We start from the raw sequence: 23,109 nt of genomic DNA, 5'->3' as shown, positions 1-23,109 counted from the left end.
CTCGTTGAAGGCTTACGGACGACTGATTGGCAAGCGGAAGCGATGCCTGCTGCAATGGCAGCGCCGAAGAGGGCGAAGATGAGCCGTTACGGTTTACTTGTGGATAAGTAGAAAGAGCTGAAGAGGAATCCCCCCCGCTTTTCTTTGTAATACATCATTTGAGGTGGAAGCAGACGTGTTCCGCGTTATCTTGACCGCAGCCGACCCTTGTGACGCGATGCCGCCAACACTCTGATTCGGCTTATTTACCTGACTATTTTGATTACCTTGCCCCGCCGCAGACTCTGCGGACGCAGCCGGTGCAGGAACAGCAAAAACCATGCCAGCACTGACAATAAAGGCGACAACACCCTTCGCAACACCCATCTCCAACAAACCCCTTTAACCCAACATGGCCAAACCATTACCATGCAAACCAATTTATCCAACCATAATCAAACCGCTATCTAATCTAACAAATATGTAGTGCAAAAGTCCAATCGGCTTGATTACACCGACCACACCGCAACAAATAAAAATGCGAGCACAATCAGGAAAATACGCTGAAAATCCTGATCACGCTCGCACCCTTCGGCTGCTTTCACGCATCCAATTTCATGTCGAATTTCTTGGCGAGCGCCGGAATGTCAGGCACGCCGTACTTCTTGACGAGATCGAGCCACTGACGCTCGTTAGCAGGGCCGAAACGACGGGCCTTGCGGGCGTAAGCCTCGGCGGTAAGGAAGCGCGGCGGGATGGACTTGCTGTTGTATTTGTCGGCCACCATCACCACTTCCTGCTCGAGGTTCATCGGCACATAATCGGCCGGCGGCAACGGCAGCCCCTGAGCCACGACCTGCTCGCGGGTCAGCCCCACTCCCGTATGGTTACGCGCGAATTGCGCGATGGACTCGTCCACACCCTGCTCGAGCAACCAGTTGTATCCGCGCAGCCCATGCAGGATGTAGTTCGGCCCGTCGAATTGCAGCTTTTCGCCGTCTGAACCGTCGTGCTTCAAGACAAGGTAAGTGCCGATGTCATGGAGCATCGCCCCCACCACCGCAAGATTCTCATCGAGCAGACGCGGCGGAACCATGCCGCCGCTCACCCCGTCCGTCGGAGGCACTGTGGCATCAATACCGCTTAAAACGCTACTGCTGCCGTGTTTCTGGGCCAGCACCGCAGGAGTTACCTGGATTCCGGCACTATCGTTGGCGTCACTGTTATCGGCATTCGCGGAACCGCTGCCACCAGCATTCGTCCCGTCCTTCGCCTCGAATCGGGCATCGTCTGATTGATCGCCAGTGGGCCGGTTCTTCCCCGAAGCGTCCACCTGCCCGGCAAGGCCTGTGGAAGCGGAACCGCCGTCCCCGTACTTCCCTGTCAGCTCGTAAGCATCCTTGGGCAGCGTGCAGCGCCGCACAAACAGCGCATTCTGCCGCCGTACCAGCTGACGCGTAATCGTCGCGATGACGACGCAATGGGTATGAATAAGGTCGTACGCCGCCTGCGAGGGCGCAATTCGGTGATGCAGCTCGTCCGCCTGCGCAAGTGTAGGAATATATCCGCTCATGCTTCCATTGTAGAGACGCGTCTCACAAGAAGCATCATTTCATGTAAATAGCAGTCCACGAAACCGCGGGCAAAGTGAGCTTCACCGTGCCGGACTGCGCATCGAACTCCACGGTATCGTTGGCCTGCGGGGTGACACGGTTCTGCGCATCGCGGGTGTTCTTCGCATTGATATCGTCGTCATGAAGTGTCTGCGCTTCAACAGTGAGACCGGCCTTGGAACGCAAGTCCTCGCCAATCCGCACCTCGAACTCGGCAGGAGTATCGAGCGACCTGTTGACTGCGAAAACGGACACCGAGCCGTCGGCACCGCGCACCGCAACTGCGTTGACGCCGTCCACATCGCCGTACTTCGGCGTGGAAACCTGGGACGAACTGAGCTTCGGTTCAAGCACCGTGCCGCCCTTCGCCAGCCGAGCGGTGATAGAGAAGGGATAGAACGTGGTCTGCCGCCATGCCGGTCCGCCGGGCTCGGTCATGATCGGCGCAATCACGTTGACCAGCTGAGCCAGGCTTGCGGCGTGCACGCGGTCGGCATTCTTGAGCAACGTAATCATCAGGTCACCGAAGACCACGGCGTCCGCAACCGAATAGACGTCTTCCAGCAGATGCGGAGCAACCGGCCAGTTGCCGATGCCTTCAGGATTGCGGCTGGCCTCGGCGTCCGAATACCAGACGTTCCATTCGTCGAAGGAGATGAACACGTCGTGCTTGCTCTTGAGCCGCGCCTTGGTGGCATCGATGGTCGCAGCAACATCCTTGATGAACCCGTCCATGTCGACACCGGAGGCGAGGAAGCTCGCCATATCGCCATCGTGGGGCTGGTAATAGGCATGGCAAGACACGAAATCGACCAGATCGTAGGCCTTGGAAAGCACGGTTTCCTCCCAAGCGCCGAACGTCGGCATCCCGTGGGACGAGGAGCCGCAGACCACCAGTTCGAGGTCGGGATCCATCTGACGCATGCCGGCCGCCACCGAGCTGACCAACGTGCCGTAATCTTCGGCGGACTTATGGCCGAGCTGCCAAGGCCCGTCCATCTCGTTGCCCAAGCACCACATGCGGATATCGAACGGCTTGTCGGCACCGTTGGCGCGACGCTCTTCCGAAAGCTTCGTACCGCCCGGGATGTTGGCGTATTCGAGCAGATCCATCGCATCCTCAAGGCCGCGAGTGCCGAGGTTCACCGCCTCCATCAGCTCGTTGCCGCCCACCTTGTCGAGCCACCTGGCCATCTCATGAAGGCCGAACTGGTTGGTCTCCGTGGAATGCCACGCCATATCGAGGCGGCGTGGACGCTGGTCCTTCGGACCGACGCCGTCCTCCCAGCGGTAACCGGAAACGAAATTGCCACCCGGATAGCGGATGGTCGTGGCCCCAAGCTCACGCACGAGGTCGATCACATCCTGACGGAACCCATCCACGTCGGCGGTCGGGTGCCCTGGCTCGTAAATGCCGGTATACACGCAGCGCCCAAGATGCTCGACAAACGAGCCAAACAACCGCTTGTTGACCTTGGCCACTTCAAAATCATTGTCAACGATCAACTGCGCTGAATTCATGGATGGCGTCCGCGTCATGTTCACTCCTACATCATTGGATTACTACGTTGTACATATCATGTTAGCGCTACCAATTGAGATATGACACCGGTGGAACTGCCGGTGGTCAAATGGCCTGGTCTTTCACCATGAACATGGGTCTGCAAAGCCACTTCGTTAGCTCCTGTCACCTTTAGCCGAACGCAGTGTTACACGCTTGAGGCGCGGCGGGCGGCGAGTGGAGACGAACAGCGGCTGCACCTCGACCACCGGATTGTACGGCGCCAAACCGAACCACTTCACCGGCGAACCAGCGACGCGGCGGATGGCATACTTCATCTTGAGGCTCAGCGCCTCGCGACCGGTAATCTTCGACTCCGGCATCAGGGCCTTGTGCACCAAGACGTAACGCACAGTGCCGATATCCGGATCCGCATCCACCTTCGGGTAGACCGACTTCTGTTCCGGCAGCTCGCCGGAATCGGAGAGATCGTGCATCACCTGATGAATATAGGCAGGAATCGACTGGGAAACCTTGAAACCAAGCTTGATCCGCACGCGGAAAATGTAATCCGTGCCGAAATCCTCGACCGAATACTCGCGGGTAAACGGCTCGTCCGTGGTCTGCACCGAAACCGCCCACCAAGCGCGGGCACGCTTGGGATGGTCGGCGAAAATCGAGAAGAAAATGTCCGTATCTAGACGGCGCAACTCCGAGTCTGAAGTGAGATAAACGATGTTGTCCGCAAAATACGGAATGCGGAAATCATCGTGCAGCTTAGCTAACGCGGGCTTGAAATCACGTGGCCGCATGTGCCTGCGCTGTGAGCGCTCGATCTTCGTGCCGTCGTTCCATGTGAGCATGACGAGCAGAATCATCGCGGTCAGCAACATCGTGAACCAACCACCGCGCAGGAACTTCGACATCGAAGAGATGAAGAAGAGCGAATCGGTGATGATGAACAGCACGAAGAAGCACACGGCGCCCGCGCGATGGCGGTGATGCCAGACGTAGGTGGTCAGCAGAATCGTCGTCGCCAGCATCGTGATGGTGAGCGCCAGGCCGTACGCGGCGGAAATGTGCTCAGAATCCTTGAACAGCGCCAGCACAGAAAGCGTCGCCACGCACAGCACGACGTTGACGGTCGGAATATAGAGCTGGCCGCGCGTGCGCGAGGGATAACGCACCTGAAGATGCGGCATCCAGTTCAAGCCCGTAGCCTCGGAGACCATCGTGAACGCGCCGGTAATCAACGCCTGGGAGGCGATGACGCCAGCAGCCACGGAAAGGAAGACGCCGAAGTAACGGACGTTCGGGCTCATCATCTCGAAGAACGGGTTGACGCTGCTCAACGCGGTATTGCCCTGGTTCTTGAGCATCCACGCGCCCTGCCCGAAGTAGTTGAGCACCAACGCGACGTTGATGAAGGGCCAGGTGAAGTAGATGTTGCCACGGCCGACGTGACCCATATCGGAGTACAGCGCCTCAGCGCCGGTGGTCGCGAGGAAGACCGTGCCCATCAGCGACAGGCCCGCGACGTTATGCGAGCTGAAGAGGAAGCGGAAGCCGTAAACCGGGTTGATGGCTGCGAACATGCCCCAATCGCCGCTGACGTTGACCAGACCGACCAACGCGAGGAAAGCGAACCAGACCAGGACCACCGAGCCGAAGACCTTGCCGATGCTCTCCGTGCCACGCGATTGCACGCAGAAAAGCAGGACGATGATAATGATCGTAATCATAAGCGTCAGGTTCGTGTTCTCCTGGAACGCACCGGTGAGGGCAGGTATGGTTTTCAGGCCCTCGACTGCCGAGGAAATCGAAACGGCCGGCGTCAACACGGAATCAGCCAGGAAAGCCGCACCGCCAATCATCGCGGGGATGACCAACCACTTGCCGTAATGCCGAACCAGCGAGAACAGCGCGAAAATACCGCCTTCGCCCTTGTTGTCGGCATGCATGGCGACCAGTACATATTTCACGGTCGTAATGAGCAGTAACGTCCAGAAAATCAGCGAAAGCATGCCCAGCACGGCCGGACGGTCAATCTTCGCAAGCCCGCCTTGGCCGGCCAGGAACGTCTGGACGGTGTAGAGCGGCGAGGTGCCGATGTCGCCGTAAACCACACCGAGCGTGACGATGGCCATGCCAAGCGTCACCTTGTCGCGGCTGGACTGCACCTTGCGCCACCAACGGCCAATCGGACTGTGCGAGGGCTTGGTCAGCTTCTCGGCTTCTTCGCGCTCCTCTTGGGCATGTTTGGCGATTTCCGCGCGCTCTTCCTCGGTCAGCGTGTCACTCGCCACCTTGGGCGCATTGGTGAAGGTATCGGCGCGCAGCAGCGCCCTCTTCTCCGCACTCATGGCATTCTTCGGGGCTTTCTGCCGCTGATCCTGCGAATGTTTCTGCTGTTGGTTTTTGGGTTGAGTCGACCCTTGATTTTGCGATGGCGCCATGATGATTTGCCCTCCGAAACGGAAACTTTCTTCTCCGTTTGCTTTCCTTTTTCGAGCCGCTTGCCGGGCGCTTTTTTACAAACCAACGGGACAGTCTAGCCATGTGTATTCAAAAGACAAAATCGAGATTATCTATCGGCAGACACTACCTAAATCCCCGATAAAATCGCCTATAAAAACATACGAAATAGGGCCACCTGCATACGCAGATGACCCTACTGTTTTCGTCCAATCGTCAGCTCCTATGAACTACAATCAGACGAATTGGATTTGCCGAAATCACTCGGCTTTGCTCGTCTTACCAGGCTTACCGGCTTTGTCGACATCGGAGCGAGACAGAACCGTGGTCTGCTCACCAGTGTCGGCAGAAGTCGACGCGTCTTTGCCCTTGTTCTTGCCCTTGCCTTTGGCAAGATCGGCGAGGCCCTGCTTCGCCGCACGCGAGGTTTGCAGCGCATGTTCGGCCTCGGCTCTTCTGACCGCCTTCAGCGCCTTGGCAGCACGGAGGGCTTTGGCTTTCTCACTCTCACTCAATGTTTCGGATTCGGCATTGGCTTTCACCGCGTGGAGAGCTTCAATCTTGGCCTTCTTCTCGGAGGCACTGCCCTTGCCCGTGCCGTTGCCTTCAACAACCGAGCGCTCAGCGTTCTTGTCTTTGGACTCGACATGACGCTTGCCGGAGCGCAACGCCACACGCTTGAGGCGCGGCGGACGGCGGGTGGAGACGAAGAGCGGCTGCACCTCGACCACCGGATTGTACGGCGCCAAACCGAACCACTTCACCGGCGAACCGGCGACATGGCGGATGGCATACTTCATCTTGAGGCTCAGCGCCTCACGAGCCGTAAGCTTCGACTCAGGCATCAAGGCCTTGTGGACCAGGACGTAACGGACTGTACCGATATCGGGATCCGCATCTACCTTCGGGTAGACCGACTTCTGCTCCGGCAAATCACCGGAAGCGGAGAGATCATGCATCACCTGATGGATGTAAGCCGGGATGGACTGCGAGACCTTGAAACCAAGCTTGATGCGCACGCGGAAGATGTAATCCGTGCCGAAGTTTTCAACGGAATACTCGCGCGTGAACGGCTCGTCTGTGGTCTGCACCGAAACGGCCCACCAAGCGCGAGCACGCTTGGGGTGGTCGGCGAAAATCGAGAAGAAGATATCCGTATCGAGGCGACGCATCTCGCCGTCGGAGGATAGGTAGACGATGTTGTCAGCGAAATACGGGACGCGGAAATCATCGTGCAGCTTGGCCAGCGCAGGCTTGAAATCACGCGGCTTCATGTGCCGACGCTGCGAGCGCTCGATCTTGGTCGCATCGTTCCAGGTAATCATGATCAGGAGAATCACTGCCGTGAGCAGCATCGTGAACCAGCCGCCGTGCATGAACTTCGCCATGGACGCGATGAAGAACAGTGTCTGGATGGCAATGAATACCACGAAGAAGACACCGGCGAATACCCGATGGCGTCTGTACCAGAGATAGACGGTCAGCAGAATCGTCGTGGTAATCATCGTGATGGTGAGCGCCAGGCCGTACGCAGCGGAAATGTGCTCGGAGTCCTTGAATAGCGCCAGCACCAAAAGCGTTGCCACGCACAGCACCACGTTAACCACGGGGATATAGAGCTGACCGCGTGTACGCGAGGGGTAACGCACCTGAAGATGCGGCATCCAGTTCAAGCCCGTGGCCTCGGAAACCATGGTGAACGCACCGGTAATCAACGCCTGCGAGGCAATCACACCAGCCGCCACGGAAAGAATAACGCCGACATAACGCACGTTCGGGCTCATCATCTCGAAGAACGGGTTGACATTGCCAAGCGCGGTGTTGCCTTGATTGCGCAGCATCCAAGCGCCCTGTCCGAAGTAGTTGAAAACAAGGGCGACGAAGATGAAGGGCCAGGTGAAGTAGATGTTGCCACGACCGACGTGACCCATGTCGGAATAGAGCGCCTCAGCGCCAGTGGTCGAAAGAAAGACGGTGCCCATGATGGCCAGACCCGCCAGATTGTGCTTGCTGAAGAGGAACTGGATGCCGTAGACCGGGTTGATGGCTTCGAAAATACTCCAGTCGCCGCTGATGTTGACGATACCGGTGATAGCAAGGAACGTGAACCAAATCATGACGACGGAGCCGAAGACCTTGCCGATGCTCTCCGTGCCGCGCGACTGCACACAGAACAAAATGATGATGATTACGACGGTAATTACCAGCGTCAGGCTCGTGTTCTCATGGAATACTGGCGCCAAGACCGGAATGGTCTTGAGACCCTCAACTGCCGAGGAAATCGAGACGGCCGGGGTCAGCACGGAATCGGCCAGGAAGGCCGCGCCGCCGAGCATTGCGGGGATGACCAGCCACTTGCCATGGTGACGAATCAGCGAGAACAACGCGAAGATGCCGCCTTCGCCCTTGTTGTCGATACGCATGGCGACCAGCACGTATTTGACGGTCGTGATGAGCGTAATCGACCAGAAGACCAACGAAAGCAAACCGAGGACCGCGGGGCGATCGATGTTGCCAAACCCGCCCTGACCGGTGATGAAAGTCTGCGCCGTATAAAGCGGGGACGTGCCGATGTCGCCATAGACCACGCCGAGCGCGACGATGGCCATGCCGATGGTGATCTTGTCCTTGCTGGACTGCATCTTGCGCCACCAGCGGCCAATCGGGCCGAGCGAGGAAGCCTTGGTCAGCTTGGCGGCCTCTTCCTCTTCCTCCTGCTCATGCTTGGCGAGAACCTGGCGTTCCTCGTAGGTCAATGTGTCACGCGCAACCTTGGGAGCGTTGGTGAAGGTGTCAGCGCGCAACAAGGCTTTCTTTTCCCTATCCGCTGCACGTTGCTCGGCGCTCATCGGTTCCTTTTTCGACCGCGACCCGGACCTACCGGTTTTCGCAGAGGCCTTGGCCGGCTTGCGAACGGCCTTCTGCGCTGTTGACGGTTTACTGTGGACGCCATTTTCGGCTGTTTCAGCAGAACGATGCTGATGTTCCCGGTGCTGTGGCTGCTGCGACTCGCGATCCTGCGATTGCGCCATGACTCATCCTCCAAGCGGAGACTATTCCCCGTGCATTTTCTCTTCAGCCCGCTACCGGGCACTCTCTGTTTCAACCAAACGGACAGTTTAGCCATGTAAGCCCGATAAACCAAAATCAGCCTTGGCAAATACATAAATAAGAACGTTCGAAATGACGTTAAATTCAAGATTAACTATAAAAATCACGTTTTTGAGTGACATTTTACAAAAATCGCCGCAAGGCCACTTCAAATGCCATACACGACCTTTGTGGTTCGCCGCGTCGCCTCTGCGACTTCACTTACCGGCAAATCTAGGGTGTCAGCGAGCGCCCGCAACGTGTAGGGAATCATGTACGGAGCGTTTGGACGGCCACGATACGGCATCGGCGTCAGATAAGGCGCGTCTGTTTCCACCATGATATGGTCAAGACCCACGATTGCCGCGGACTTGCGGATTTCCTCGTTGCCTTTGAAGCTTGAAGCGCCCGAAAAACTGAGGTACCAGCCCTGCTCTTTAGCGATTTGCGCGAGTGCGGTATCACCCGACCAGCTGTGAAAGACGGTGCGTTCGGGGCTGCCGTCCGCAAGCAGAGTCTCAATAACCTCCTGATGGGCATCGCGATCGTGAATCTGCATTGGCAAGTTGAGCTCCTTGGCCAGCGCGATATGGGCGCGGAAGGCATCGCGCTGAATCTCCATCGCGGCCTCGCCGGTACGGAAGAGGTCCATGCCGGTCTCGCCGATGGCGACCACCTGTTCGGGGTATTGCGTTGCCAAACGATGCACTTCCGCGAGCGCATCTTCGAAACTCGTATCGTGCCATGGCTGGTATTTCAGCGGCAGCCCGTCCGGGCCGGGCACTCCGCGATGACCATGGAGCACCGCCTCGTTCGGATGAATAGCCAGCCCTGCGTGAACCGTACCTGGGTGATCGAGCGCCATCTGCACCGCGACCTTGAGGTTCGGCAGCTCACAACCTACATCGATAATGCCCTCGACGCCGACTGCCTTGGCTTGATCGAGCATCTCGTCGACGCTATACACCGGCACCGGCGGCTGGTCGCGCTCGATGGCCTGCCGGTTCATCTCTTGCGCAAACGGCACTACACTCGCCACATGCGTGTGGTCGTCAACGACATGCACCCCGTCCGGCAACGCCTCCGGCGCCGGCGCCCAGCTTCGATCCCGATGTTTCTTGCTCATGTTTTTAGTCTAACGAGAGGCGTAACAGCACACACCAGCCAAAAACCAACAATTCTGCGGCTTTCAGACGTACATTGACAATTTTACCCTAGGAAAATTCCCTATCTCTGCCAGTTTTACCCTAGGAAAGTTTTGCATTTCTGCCAATTTTTCTTAGGAACATTTAGCTCTATTGACAATTTACATAAGGAAAGTGGAATCAATTTTTCCATCAAAATCAGTTAAATATGGCATTTTTTATTTGCTCTTGACGCTGAACCTGTTTCTGACTCACAACCAGTTTTAGCGGCCGTAGGGCTGACCGGTTAGGTCTTCTACGATGGAGCGGATTGCGGGGCTTATATCAGACGGAGCGCCGCCGGACTGGATGCGATCGACCTCGGCCAGCGCGATGGCATCGGTGCGCTTGTCGAGCGTGAAACGACGGACGATAATCCACGCGATGATGATGGAGATGCCGTACCAGCCGAACATCAGCGCGGCGAGGCCATTGCACGCCAACGGCGACTGGGAACGCAACGAGGAATCGAAACCTACGAGGCCGAGCACGGCGCCCACGCACACCGAGGCGAGGCCAGCGGTGCACTGGCGGAAGAAGCCTTGGAAACCAGAGAACGTCGAACCGCGGTAACGGCCGGAAACCAGTTGGTCGACGTCGGCGATGAACGGGAAAACCGCCCATGGCAAATAGCCGGCGAGGCCTTTGGCACAGAAGAAAAACAGCACGCCAGTTACCGCGATTACCATCCACCACGCATCGGGCAATACTCCCAATAGCCTCCAAGCTGCGAAAATCCATGCCAGACCGACAAGGCAGCCGGCAAAGCTCAGCTTGTAAAGCCGCTTTGGGCCGAACTTGGTCATTGCCACTCCGAACAGCGGCGTCAGCGGCACCGAAATAATGCCCGTGCTCAGCAGGAGCGAGGCGAACGCGGCCGATTTGTGCCAATCGTAGATGACAAAGAAGAGGAACGTCTGGCCGAAAACATCACTGGCGGTGAGAATAAGTAGATAGATGGCCAAGTGACGGCGGAATGACGCGATTTTCAGCGTACTTGCATACTCCCCTGCCATCCGGGCCATGCGACGGCCCCAATCGCGCAGGCCGAGGCGAGAAGCGCGAAACCCGCCATGCATATACCGGTCAAATCCGGCATCGGCGGGCGTCATCTCCCATGTGGTACGCCAGCAAATCAGCACTGCCAGCACGCAGAACAGAGTCACACCGAAAGCCAAAACCATATATCCCGCCGGCCGATGCTCGCCGAAGACCGAAAGTACCAGGCTGCCCGACCAGAGGATGACGGTGCCGGAAGCCCCGGAAATCAGGAGACGGACCGTCGAAAGCTTGGTGCGGCCGTCAAAGCTTGAGGTCATTTCGCCGGGAAGCGTGTTGTAGGCCGAGGCGAAAAGCTGTCCAACGGCAACCCACAGCAGGTAAACGAGGAAATAGACGACGAACGGCAAACCGGGCACCCACATCAGCATGCCCACCAGCAGCAACGGAGCGGTGAGCAGGATGAAGAAGTGCCTACGGCCGAAGCGGCGCCCCACACCGAAACGGAACAGGTTGTCGTCAAGCACACCAAAAACCAATGAGGAAATACCACTAATAACGGCGCTCAGGCCCAGCACGGACTGGGCTGTAGCGATGGACATGCCGCAGAAGCGGGTCCAGAAAAGCACCAGATAGGTGCCGACCAGGCCGCCGGATCCTCCGCTATAGGCGTCACCGAGCCCGTAGCCAATGGCGTCGAGCAGACTGATGGGTGCACTGCGGTCAGCGCGGTAAGGATGGCGGTTCCAGCGAGCGGGGGCGGAATCGGCAGCAGTCGCGTTTACCTGATTGTGCGACCGGCGACTATCAGTATTGGTGGTATTCATGGATTTCAACGATTCCTAACAACTATGTTTGAAGTGATGAATCTATGTTGTTGATCTGTAGATATGTCGAACCGTAGCTGTGCTGATGCATAGGCCTGTAGATCTGCAGGCGTTCAGACAGCACTTTGGCACTTATGCTTCGTCATGCTGCCTGTCCAGAACAAACCAGAGAACACCGTGCGACTCAATGTTGCCGCGAATGACGCAATCAGAACCAGTTCCTTCGAGTCTCGCCGTGGAGCGTTCGTTCTTACCGTCTTGGACTCCGGCGAACAAGTCGGTAATCGCCCACGAGTGTTCGTCTTCTGCATCGGCTTTGTTCGCATCAGTTTCGTTCGCGCCAACTCTGTTCGCGCCAGGTTTGTTCCCGCCATCTTTGCCCTCGGTTTCGACCAAACCGACGATACTCTTCAGCTCAATATTGCCCTTGAGCTCGTGGGGCTTGTCGCCCGTCCAGAAAATCGCGGCATAGTGCGCACCCGGGTACGCCGAAGCCGTTCCATCAGCCCAATCAGCGGCATCGGCAGCCCAGACAATCAGATCGCCCTCGTAGGTGCTCGGGTCTCCCCACTTGGCATAAACCCTCTCATGCGCGACTTCATGGTTGCTGGCTGAGCCAGCGGTTACTTCCTGCAATGCCGGATTGGCAAGCAGAGCAATGGTTTCAGGGGTGCTGGTCGGCAGATCACCACCCACCATCAACGGCGAGCGCCCCATCGCCCAAAGCGCCACAAGCGTACGTCGTTCGTCGCGGGTCAGCAGACTGTCGCGGTTGTCGCCGCGTTCCGCACGCAAGCCGATATGGCCAAGCGGCAGCATGTCGGCGTCGGCCCAGTGCCCAGCCTGCTGGAACGGTGCCCAACGCGCAAGCCTCGAGAACTGCTGAAAAACGTCCTCCCACTTATCCCACAAATCATCGGATATGCGCCACATCTCGGCGTTGTTGCGCAGAAAACCGGTGTAGGCAGTGCTCATCCACTGCCCAGGCGAAAGGGAAAGCACAATCGGATAGCCGTATTTCGCCTCGGCCTTAGTGATGGCACGATGATAGGCGGCAATCTCGTCGCTATGGAACGGCGACTGCATGTCGTCCACCTTGAGGAAATCGATGCCCCAAGCCCCGAACTGGTCGATTTGCGCGTCATACCAAGCCTGGGCGCCCGGATGCTTCTGGTTCAGGCCGTAATTATCCGGGTTCCACATGCAAACGTGTTCCTTATCAGCCACGTCCTGCGCGGTATATGGCGTGCCTTTGACCGGCAGATTGCGTTCGACGGCAAGCTTGGGAATACCGCGCATCACATGAATACCAAGTTTCAGGCCCAGCTCGTGCACTTTGGCGGCGATCGGACCGAACCCCTTGCCGCCTTGAGCACTCGGGAAACGCACCGGGTCGGGCAGCTGGCGACCGTATTCGTCAAGAATCAGCGGGGCGTCAGTGTTATAGCCATGCGCTCGGGCGGTCGGGTCGTACCAATCGATGTCGATAACCACTGTGTCCCAACCGAATTCCTTCAAATGTTCGGCCATGAAACCGGGCATTGGCCAGCAATTCGTCTTCGGTAACCGTGGTGCCGTAGGAATCCCAGCTGTTCCAACCCATCGGTGGCCGCAGTGCCTTGCGCCTTGTCTTCATATCACTCTCGTTTGCCGTCATATCAATCCTTTCAACGCTGAAAATATATGTGTTATCGTATAGCCGCTTCGACTCGCAGTCACTCACGCATACTGAGCCCTATTCCACTTCGCATCACGCAAACGCTTGTATTGCGCGCGATTGAGCGAGAGGACACCGCCGTGCTTGGTATGCGGGGCAAGACTGAAATCGCTGCTATTCAACGGTTTCCAACCTTGCTCGAGATCCGAAGAGACCATGGGGCGATAACCGATTGACGGAATAACATCGACCAGCAGATACCAGCGATCGACGCCCCGCGCGTGGTCTGCAAACACGGCCGGCCCTTCCTCGCCGTGACCGTCGGAATAGTTGTCGCCGATATTGGTCTGAATAGTTCGCCACTCAGTGTCGGACTTCCACCAACGCCTCTCGTCCGTGGCGTCCATCCAGATGCCGCGCCCGAACGTATTGTCCTTAGTGATGCGGTATGTGCGCAAGCCACCATCGGACAAGGCCCGTTGCACCATCGTCGTATCAATGGAATCACCGCCAGTGTCGATGAACATACCACCATATTCAAAGGTGTCTTGCGTGAAGTCCGTCGTAGCGCCCCACAGCACCGTGTCATGGACGCAATCGCTGCGATGTTCCGTGTCATCGGCATCAAAGACTTTGGACGACCAGTACATGACGAACGCACCACACCCGCCAATGTGACCCGAAGGGTAATAATCCGGCACCCACAGGCACTCACAGGCCCACGCCATACCCAGTTGCAGTGCGGTCGGCGACGTCACAGCGCCATCAACCCCAACTTGACGGCAACCGAATTCGCCTTCTGCGGCATAATGAAGCGGCTTGGCAACATCGAGCAGACGCGGCCCTCGCCAATGCACCAAATCGTTCGATTCCCAGATGACCAGACTGGTGCTGCCATGGTGCGACCAATCGTACCAATTTGCCCCATCACTGGATTTCCCTCCGAAAACACGCAAGTCGGTGGCAATGATGTAACACAACCCGGTTTCAGGATTGCAAATGATATGCGGGTCGCGCACGCCGGTCGTGCCGATATCGGAAGTCAATATCGGCTCGCCGCCGCTCAACGGCATCCAATGCGTAGGATCATCGCCATCTGTCAGGTCGACATAGATTCGCTCGGCATATCCGTGCGGATCTTCTTTGAAATGGACCAGCACATAGCCATATGGGTCATGAGAAGAATCCAACATATCTGCACCATCACCTGCACGGCCACCAACGCCACCGTCGACGCCGCGGGTACCGCTATCTACAAGACTTAATCGCATATCAGAATCATGCACCATTACCGTTGCCGCTCTCCATAGCCCCTTGCAAACCGCTTCCCGTTAGCCCGCCCCGCTCAACCACTGCTCTTATTGCCGCACAGGTTTTCTAAGCCTTATAGAGATCGGACATGATTCAGGCCGCCCTGCATTGGCTACAGAACGGCCCAAATCTCTATTTGTAATACATAAGTCATCTTGTCCGAAGCTCGGCCGGAGGGGAAAATAAAGAGCCGAGTTCCAAGACAAGATTGACGTTTACTTCATGCCGGTCATGGCGATGCCTTCGACGAACTTCTTCTGAATGAAGAAGAACACGATGACCAACGGGAGCGCGGAAATCAATGCGCCCGCCATCACCACGCCGTACGGGGTGACCGAGGAACCATGACCGGTGAGCATCGCGAGGCCGACCGTGATGGTACGGGTCTCGGGGCGCGAAGTCATAATCAACGGCCAGAGCAGATCGTTCCAGTTGCCCATCAGGTTGAACATCGTGATGGTCAGCAACGCCGGAACGGAGTTCGGCAAAATGATCTGGAAGAAGATACGCAGTTCGCCGGCGCCATCGATACGCGCCGCGTTATCCAAGTCTTTCGGTATGGATATGAAGAACTGTCGCAACAGGAAGATGCCACCTACATCGGCCATACGGGGAATGATGATACCCCAATAACTATTGACCAAGCTCATGTTGGCAAGCAGCTTGTAGACAGGAATCAACAGAGCCATCGCAGGAATCATCATCGTGGCGATGAGGATATCGAGCAGCACCGTGCGTCCCTTGAAATCGATACGCGAGAGGCCATAAGCAGCTAGCGCATCGAAGAACACCGAGAATACGGTGACCGCGCAAGCGAAGACTGCGGCGTTAACCATTTCTCGACCGATTGGCAGACGCTGGAACAGCAATGTGTAATTGGACAAGGTGAATGCGCTCGGGATGAGCTTCGGCGGCCAGGTCTCGGTGATGTCCTTTGGCGTGAAGGAAACCAGCACCACAACCAACAGCGGGAAAATCATCAGGAAGGTGATCAGAATCAGCGCCACATAGCTCCAGAAGAGCCCGAAACGACGACGGAACCTCGCCCTTTTGCGAAGACGTGCGTTCTCGGCGTTGGCGGCCTCGTTGCGCACCATTGCCTCAGCGGACAATGACAATCCAGAAACTGGCTCACTCATGCGATTTCCTCCTTCTCATGATGTGCGTTGTTGACCAACACGCACAGGCCGACGATAAGCGTCATGATGAGCAAGACATACGACAGGGCGGATGCATAGCCCAGCTTGCCGTTGCCGAATGCCTCGGTGTAGATGCGGTAGACGATGGTCTCGGTGGCGCGGTCGGGGCCGCCGGAAGTCATGATGAAGACCTGATCGAAGACCTGGAAGGAACCGATGAGACCGAAGATCATAATGTAAACGAATGTCGGGCGCAGGGCCGGAACGGTGATGTAACGGAACTTCTGCCAGGTGTTGACGCCGTCAAGCGCAGCCGCTTCATAAAGCTCCTGCGAGATGCCCTGAAGACCAGCCAAAAAGATGACCATGAAATAGCCGAAGTTCTTCCAGACGGTGATGAGCACGATGGTGATCATGGCTGTGGAACTGGTGCCCAGCAAATCGAGATGCTGGATACCGGTAAGCTTGCCAATCCAATAGGGAATCAGACCAAGCGACGGCGAAAGGATGAAGTCCCAGGCGATGGCTGCCACAGTCATCGAAATCACGTAAGGCAAGAACATGAAAGTACGGAAGAATCCGACGAATTTCAAATCTTTGCGGTTCAAAAGCAATGCGAACAGCAGAGCCACAATGACCACGAGTGGCGCGTAAAGCACCGCATAGAACAACGTGTTAATGACGTCAGTGCGGAAATCGGCATTGCCGAACAGCTTGGCGTAATTGCGGAAGCCGACGAACATGCCTTTGGAATTGATACGGTCAGTGGTCAGCGACGTTAGGAACGTCTGTACTGCTGGATAAAAACGAATACTGTAAGAATAATAAGTGCGGGGGCAACAAACGCGATGCCCTTCAGGAAGTTGCGGCGCGAGAGAGCTTTCTTGTTCTCACTGGCCGTCGCATCCCCGCCATTGCGGGCGACTGCTCTGTCCATGATTTCCCTTCCGATTACTGCAAAATTTCGGTTTCCGGCCGGCATCCGCCTGAAAGGGTAGATGCCCGGCCGGGAACCAATATCGATTCAAAAATCGATTATTCAGTTATGACTACTGGGGGTCAGTCCTCGGCGTATTCGTCGAGATAACCCTTGATCTTGCCCTGAGCCGTGTTGAGCAGCTGGGAGATGTCGGTGTCCTTGCGGGCCGTGTTGTTAGTCAGCGCATCGACCGAAGCGGAGATATCGCCGAAGCCGCCCTTGAGGCCAGCAATGCCGATGTAGGAGTGGCTGGTGTTCTTCGCAATCTTGGCGATCAGCGGGCGCTTGGCCAAATCAGAGTCCTGAACCAGCGTGTTGTTCGGCGGATAAGCCGAGCCGAGGGACCAAGTGATCTGGTTCTCCTTGCTGTTGTAGAACTTCATGAAGTCGTAGATGCCCTGCTTCTTCGCGGAGTCCTTGACCTGCGAGGTCACCCACCAATACAGACCGGTGGAGCCGGTGTTGGAGCCCTTGGTGCCGTCAGGATAGACATAGGTGCCGTTGCCGTCAGGAACCGGGAACAGATCGTGATCGATGTGCTTGTCAGTGGCAGCCTGATCCTCCCAAGGTCCAACGATGACCATGGCAGACTGACCGGATTCGAAAGACTCACGGGCCTTGGTGTCATCCATGCCCTTGAGGCTGTAGCCGCCCTTGTAGAAGTCACGCATCTTCTCGAGGAACGCCTTGTTCTCCGGGGTGTTGATGGAGACCTTGCCATCGGTGGTGTAGATGCCCGAGCCGTTGCCCTTCAGGAACGGGGCCCAGCCGGAATCGGAAAGCGCCATGCCGTACTGCTTGCCGGGGATGGTGAGCTTCTTAGCGGTTTCGAGCAGCTGATCCCAGGTCTTCGGGTAGTCATTCTCGGTCAAGCCAGCGGCCTGCCACATCTTGGTGTTGTACCAGACAGCAGTCGGTGCATAGCCCATCGGGACGCCGCACTTCTCGGTCTTGCCGTTGATCTTAAACGTAATCTGCTTGACGACATTCGGGATGTAGTTCTTCGTGTCGTACTTGGCGTCATTATAGAAATCGGTGACGCACTGGAACGTGCCATCAATGGACCAACCTTGGCCATTGTCGGCGCCGGTGGTCACGATATCGGGACCATCGCCAGAGGTAATCTTCGTGACCATGGTCTCGCCGATGGTGCTCCAAGGCTGAAGCTGAGCATCGATCTCATACTTGTTCTGGGACTTGTTGAAGTCCTTGACAAGCTTTTCCAAAGTCTTGCCATCGGCCTCAGAAAAGCCGTGCCACATCGTGATCTTGACTTTGCCGTCGGCGGTCTTCTCGGTCTTGGCGCTGTTCGACGAACCGCCACAACCTGCGAGTCCGAGACCAGCAACCATTGCCATCGCGACAGCCGCTACAAGCGTCTTCTTGATTTTCATGGATTTCTCCTTTGTCCTTCTCCTGGTTTTCCAAGATGTTCACAACGCTGCGAAACAAAGAACCAGCAGTCCACGTCTTCCCGCGACACAAGCGATTACTTCCAACACCTTTGTCGTTTATCGAAGCCATCGGCACTCTTTGCAACGATGTAATGTCAGTATAGCGCAGTTTTCAACGTTGTACAAATGAAGATACCCTAGGCATTACGCCTCTATCTTGCATGAACAAGGCTTCAGACCGCGCTTTATCGGCACATTTTCAATTATTTAATTCAATTATTTATACACAAGGCCCACACGAATCGAGTTTTCTTTCGATTCTTCTGAGTCCTTATGCCTGGTCAACTCGGGTCCCCGCAAGGGGGCCTCCGTCATCAGGAAGAATGTCGGTCGTGTTAGGCGTCCACAACGTATCAGGCTGCGGCACACCGAAATCTGGACCATCCGCCGTCCACTTCACCACGCCTACACGCGCATGTCGATTCGGGTCAAACAGCGGATCACCTGTGATATGCGTGTAGTTGCGGGCATGGTAAATCATCAGATCTTCGGAATCGTCCTCGGACTTGGTGAACGAATTATGGCCGGGGCCATATTGTCCGTTGGCATCGCAGGTCTTGAACACAGGCTTTTCAGCCTTGCTCCAAGACTTAGGGTCAAGCAAATCGCTGCCACGCTGCGCCGTAAGCAGCCCAACGGCATAAGGAACGCCAGTTCCGGAAGCCGAATAGGTGATATAAACCTTGTCGTCGTGCAGCAGGAACGCCGGTCCTTCGTTAACAAGGAAATCAATGCATTCCCAGTCATATTCTGGTTTGCTCAGCATCACCGGGTCGCTATCAAGCGTCCACGGGTTCTTCATACGCGCGATATAAAGGTTGGAATTACCTTCAATCGCCGGGTCCTTCTGGGCCCAGACCAGATATTGCACACCATCGATGACCTCGGTGGTCGCATCCAGAGAGAAGGAATCGATGGGAGTTTTAATCTGCCCTTTCTCGACCCATTCGTCGGCAGTCGGATCCGCAGCCTTGCTCTCCAGCACATACATGCATGGGGGTGGGTAAGTCAGCGGCATCAAAATCGACCTCGGCCGCCGCAAAGTAGATATACCAGGCATCGCCGATGCGATGAAGCTCCGGCGCCCAGATATATTTGCTCATCGGGCCACTTTGATGTTTACGCCAGATAACGGTTTCAGTGGCCTTTTGCAAGCCTGCGATTGATGCAGATTTACGGATGCCAATAGTGCCATAACGAGGATGAGAACCCGTAAAATAGTAGACACCATCGGTTTTAATCACCCACGGATCCGCACGTTGCAGAACTACCGGATTGTCGTAAACTACCATGTTCAAGCTCGAATCTTTTTACACTAATTTACAACGTTGAATATATCAGATTTACATCGTTGAAACAAATCGGCGCGGCGCGCTCCCTCGATGAGAGAAAACGCGCCACAGACTTAGAAACGACACTATTCACACCGTCACGATATATGCCGGTTCTTGTCCCGCTTACTGCTCAACAGGCCAAGTGTCACGGCTATGGCGGTCGTCATCGCCGCAATCAGAGCCAACGGAATAACGGACGAACCGGTATTTGCCAGCACATGCCCGTCATCACTCGAATACCCTGAATGGCCAGGATTGGCGACGGGAGCCTCTGCACCAAGCGGATGATGCTGAGCAATACCGGTTATCGGATTGAGATTGTCGGAAGGACGCTGGTGATTCTGGCCAGAAGTCTCATGATTCTGGCCAGAGGCATGGTGATCCTGGCCGGCGGTCTGATGGTTCTGACCAGAGGTCTGGTGATTCTGGCCAGAGATCTGATAGTCTTGGCCAGAAGTCTGGTGGTTCTGATTATTGTTCGTCAAACCATGATGGCCGCCGGCCTCGTTGTTCGACGAACCATGATCGCCGCCAATCCCGGTATTACCCGTTGCACACGGAATAACAGCACTGGAAATACGGGATTTCGGCAGCTCACGAACACCCCAGAAAGCCGCCTGACCGCCGGAAACAGTGACATCGGGCCCGTCGTCGGTGAATACGTCACCCCCAAACCAGACATGAACATGACTTCACGGCCGATTTCATCGGTCTGGTAGCCCAAAGTGGCGGCATAGTTCCCATGCAGTTTAGCGTCAGCAGGCGCTGAAACGACATGCAGCGTCACTGTCTTGCCTTTCACTTGCCAAGTTCCAGAAATACCGTTACCGCCAAGCGTTCCATTCGCGTTGAGCGTCACTGGCACAGCGCGGTAAATAGCTGAGCTCGAGTTGCCGCCACCCGCATAAAATGCAACGGGATTATGCACCACGAACTGGTACGTACCGGCCACAGCCGAAGTTTGGTAGGACGCATCGGCAGTCACCGTCCCCGATTTCTCGTACGGTGCCATCACGAGCCAGCCGTTGACCGAAACCATCGGCTGCACACGCACCTGATGTTCTTCGAGATTGCCGTCGGTGCGCACAAAGCGGGTGTGGAAAACGTTGTAGACAGAGCCGTCGGAATCGGTGATGATGGCGTTGCCACCCTGAGAGGTCTTGACATTCTCACTACCTAGTTGGTCGTACGAACTAAGCACACGAAGCCCACGGTTGAAAGCTTTGTCATCGGGAACATTACGCGTATAGACTGCAGCGTTGCCATTCTGGTCGAGATAGGGGCCGGTGATGGACTTCGAGCGGAACTCACGCATCTGATAACCGCCAGTCTGAGTCAGGCCGCCGTAGGAGAGAAAAAGATGCCAGTAACCGCTGTTGAAAGCGAGCGCCGCACCCTCGCCGGAATTGCCATAACCGCCGGCGAGCTTATGCCCGTAATAGGCGTCAGAGACGTTCTTCACAGTACTGTAAGTGGTGGCATAATCGCGCAGACCTGTTGCGGGATCGAGCTTAATCATCCAGATGCCACCAAACCATGAGCCGAAAGCCATCCACATATTGTTGCCGTCATATTTCACACTAGCGTCAATGGCATTGATTCCCGTATCTTGCAGACTGTCGTAACGTCGAAGGTCGGGATGCTGCCCCAGCACCTTTGGCACATCAGTCTGTTGAAAATTGCTTGCATTGAAGCCTGAATAAACCACCGGTCCCACATAGGTCCAGTCGCCCTCGATATCGTTAGCGGTCAACAGCACAATAACCGTCTTCTGGTATGGGAAGCCGCCGCCGTTGACAGACATATACATGCACCATTTCTTCATGGTCTTGTTCCAGATGACCTCTGGAGCCCACATATTGCCGGTGACATCGGGATTAGTGTCCTGCTTCGGCCATGCGTTGAAGATCGGGTCAAGCACCTGATGGTAGTTGGTCACCAGATTGTTACTGAAATACTGCCAATGTTGCAGGTCAGTACTCTTGGCAAAAGCACGATGCGAACCAAAGATATAGTACTTACCGTTGGCCTTGACGATGGACGGATCATGGGAAGAGACACGGCTATGTGTCGTGTCATCACCTGAAGAAAGCGGCTGGACGGCAAGGGTGAAATCCTTACTTACCGGCGCATTCAATGAGCGTGTGGACGAGCGTTGTGTCACTGTGGCCGTAAGCTTGACGCTTTGCGCACCACCACAATCAGGACGCACGACCTTAGCGACATAGCTACCTGGATCGCTGGCCTCGTTCATATCCCGTACCGTAGCTTTGGCAGCAGTATTGCTTTCGATGGTCACGAGCTTGGGGTTCGAAGACTTCCATGTCACGTCACCGGTAAAACCGTAGGCATCAATGGTCATCACCGCGGGCAACAGCAAATCACCTCGTACATTGCCGTCATCAACGGCGTCACCAAGGCTCAGACTATCGATGACTTTCGCTTTAAATTCCTGATCGCTCAGGGCACGGGGCACGTTGACCACGAACGTCTTACTCACCGGCGCCGACGGAGCGGCAATGCCTTGTGCCGAAGTAAGCGTGGCTGTCAGATTGACGTTGGTGTCCCTTTGCGGCAAGGTTACCGTGGCCTTGCCGTTGGCGTTGTTGACGGCGATGGCCGCATTGTCGGAATCCCATGAGACCGAAGCGTCTGCGGCGGAAATCGGCAAAGTGAAATCGGCACTGACATTGGCGGGAACCTGCAAGCTATTGGCTTCACTTCCCAACAAATCAGCAACACCGTCAGCGGGCAACGTCTGTGCGATCTGCCGTGCACTCAAGGCGTCATCGTAGACGGTGAATGAACGAACAGCACCGTGGAAGAACGCATCCCCAACACCCGGATAACGCGACTGCCCGATGACGTCGTTGGTCTGGTCGGCGAACTGAGAGATGTCCGCGGTAATCTTCGAGGAACCGACCTCGCGACCATTGATGTAGAGTTTGGCGGTTTTCGTCTCCCCGTCCACCGTGGCCGTCAACGTCTGGAATTTATCCATCGAAAGGTTCTCAGCAGCGGAGAAATAGGTTTCACCATCGCCGTTACCTTTTGAGGTCACAGAGGAATAGAGCGAGGTATGGGTGGAAGCCGTCCATGAGCCTTTGCCAGACTGACCTGTGCTCCCTAGCGAGAACAAATAGCTCCATCTTGGATCGCTGCTGTTGAACTGGTCATTTTTAACCACCGTGGAGACGGTGGCCGAACGGTGCCCCTGAAGGATATTGTCCGGTAGTTTGACATAGTAATTGCCATCCATCGTCAGCGCATGGTCAGTGAACGATCCTGCGGTGACTACGCCCGCGTCGTTAGTCACTTTTGCGTTACCCAACGACGAACCTGGAACCGAATTAGCGACTGATGAGGTTCCATTAGTCTGGGATGAAAAATCATAGTCTACAAGTTTTTGCGGCATACTTTGCGTTTGAACCTGCCGAAAGGTTGAATCCTGAACATCGCCAGGCGCCGCCAACGCAGGCGTCACTCCTGCCAAACCGACCAGCATTGAGGCTGCGGCAAGCAACGCACAAGGCTTCAGCGCCTTTGCGAATCTTGTTGTTTTCATTA

Annotated in this window: 14 protein-coding genes and 2 pseudogenes; all 16 read right to left on the bottom strand. The window is 56.0% G+C overall.

Annotated features, from left to right (window positions below; genetic code table 11):
• Positions 1 to 93: 93 nt before the first annotated feature.
• Positions 94 to 366 (bottom strand): hypothetical protein, encoded by a 273-nt coding sequence (locus OZX57_RS00910; RefSeq protein WP_277162340.1) that lies wholly within the window; start codon positions 364 to 366, stop codon positions 94 to 96.
• Positions 367 to 580: 214 nt separating this feature from the next.
• Positions 581 to 1,552 carry an HD domain-containing protein gene (locus OZX57_RS00905; RefSeq protein WP_277162339.1) on the bottom strand — a complete coding sequence of 324 codons (972 nt, stop codon included), beginning with the start codon at positions 1,550 to 1,552 and terminating at the stop codon, positions 581 to 583.
• A 34-nt stretch (positions 1,553 to 1,586) separates the two neighbouring features.
• Complete coding sequence (locus OZX57_RS00900; protein ID WP_277162338.1) at positions 1,587 to 3,131, bottom strand: alpha-L-arabinofuranosidase C-terminal domain-containing protein; 1,545 nt, start codon at positions 3,129 to 3,131, stop codon at positions 1,587 to 1,589.
• Positions 3,132 to 3,269: 138 nt separating this feature from the next.
• Positions 3,270 to 5,456 (bottom strand): KUP/HAK/KT family potassium transporter, encoded by a 2,187-nt coding sequence (locus OZX57_RS00895; RefSeq protein ID WP_277162337.1) that lies wholly within the window; start codon positions 5,454 to 5,456, stop codon positions 3,270 to 3,272.
• A 372-nt stretch (positions 5,457 to 5,828) separates the two neighbouring features.
• Complete coding sequence (locus tag OZX57_RS00890; RefSeq protein ID WP_277162886.1) at positions 5,829 to 8,417, bottom strand: KUP/HAK/KT family potassium transporter; 2,589 nt, start codon at positions 8,415 to 8,417, stop codon at positions 5,829 to 5,831.
• Positions 8,418 to 8,827: 410 nt separating this feature from the next.
• Positions 8,828 to 9,784 (bottom strand): TatD family hydrolase, encoded by a 957-nt coding sequence (locus tag OZX57_RS00885; RefSeq protein WP_277162336.1) that lies wholly within the window; start codon positions 9,782 to 9,784, stop codon positions 8,828 to 8,830.
• A gap of 282 nt (positions 9,785 to 10,066) precedes the next feature.
• The gene (locus OZX57_RS00880) at positions 10,067 to 11,668 is read right to left on the bottom strand and encodes an MFS transporter (RefSeq protein ID WP_277162335.1); all 1,602 of its coding nucleotides are present in this window, start codon (positions 11,666 to 11,668) and stop codon (positions 10,067 to 10,069) included.
• 132 nt (positions 11,669 to 11,800) lie between these two features.
• Positions 11,801 to 13,325, bottom strand: a pseudogene (locus tag OZX57_RS00875) (glycoside hydrolase family 27 protein).
• A gap of 62 nt (positions 13,326 to 13,387) precedes the next feature.
• Positions 13,388 to 14,596: a glycoside hydrolase family 43 protein gene (locus OZX57_RS00870; RefSeq protein WP_277162334.1), complete on the bottom strand. Its 1,209-nt coding sequence runs from the start codon at positions 14,594 to 14,596 to the stop codon at positions 13,388 to 13,390.
• Positions 14,597 to 14,851: 255 nt separating this feature from the next.
• Complete coding sequence (locus OZX57_RS00865; protein WP_277162333.1) at positions 14,852 to 15,775, bottom strand: carbohydrate ABC transporter permease; 924 nt, start codon at positions 15,773 to 15,775, stop codon at positions 14,852 to 14,854.
• Positions 15,772 to 16,518 (bottom strand): sugar ABC transporter permease, encoded by a 747-nt coding sequence (locus tag OZX57_RS00860; RefSeq protein WP_277162332.1) that lies wholly within the window; start codon positions 16,516 to 16,518, stop codon positions 15,772 to 15,774. The genes OZX57_RS00865 and OZX57_RS00860 overlap by 4 nt, the downstream gene beginning before the upstream one ends.
• Positions 16,519 to 16,553: 35 nt before the next feature.
• Positions 16,554 to 16,712, bottom strand: coding sequence for a hypothetical protein (locus OZX57_RS00855; RefSeq protein WP_277162331.1), 159 nt, complete (start codon positions 16,710 to 16,712; stop codon positions 16,554 to 16,556).
• Positions 16,713 to 16,834: 122 nt separating this feature from the next.
• Positions 16,835 to 18,148 (bottom strand): extracellular solute-binding protein, encoded by a 1,314-nt coding sequence (locus OZX57_RS00850; protein ID WP_277162330.1) that lies wholly within the window; start codon positions 18,146 to 18,148, stop codon positions 16,835 to 16,837.
• 331 nt (positions 18,149 to 18,479) lie between these two features.
• Positions 18,480 to 19,500, bottom strand: a pseudogene (locus OZX57_RS00845) (family 43 glycosylhydrolase).
• A 137-nt stretch (positions 19,501 to 19,637) separates the two neighbouring features.
• Positions 19,638 to 20,027 carry a hypothetical protein gene (locus OZX57_RS00835; RefSeq protein ID WP_277162327.1) on the bottom strand — a complete coding sequence of 130 codons (390 nt, stop codon included), beginning with the start codon at positions 20,025 to 20,027 and terminating at the stop codon, positions 19,638 to 19,640.
• Positions 20,024 to 23,107, bottom strand: a complete 3,084-nt coding sequence (locus OZX57_RS00830) for a family 43 glycosylhydrolase (protein WP_277162326.1) — start codon at positions 23,105 to 23,107, stop codon at positions 20,024 to 20,026. Before OZX57_RS00830 ends, OZX57_RS00835 begins: the two co-directional genes overlap by 4 nt.
• Positions 23,108 to 23,109 lie beyond the last annotated feature (2 nt).

Origin of the sequence: Bifidobacterium sp. ESL0682 (genome assembly GCF_029392815.1) — a bacterium.
Taxonomy (GTDB): Bacteria; Actinomycetota; Actinomycetes; order Actinomycetales; family Bifidobacteriaceae; genus Bifidobacterium.
This window is presented reverse-complemented; position numbering and strand designations above follow the sequence as displayed.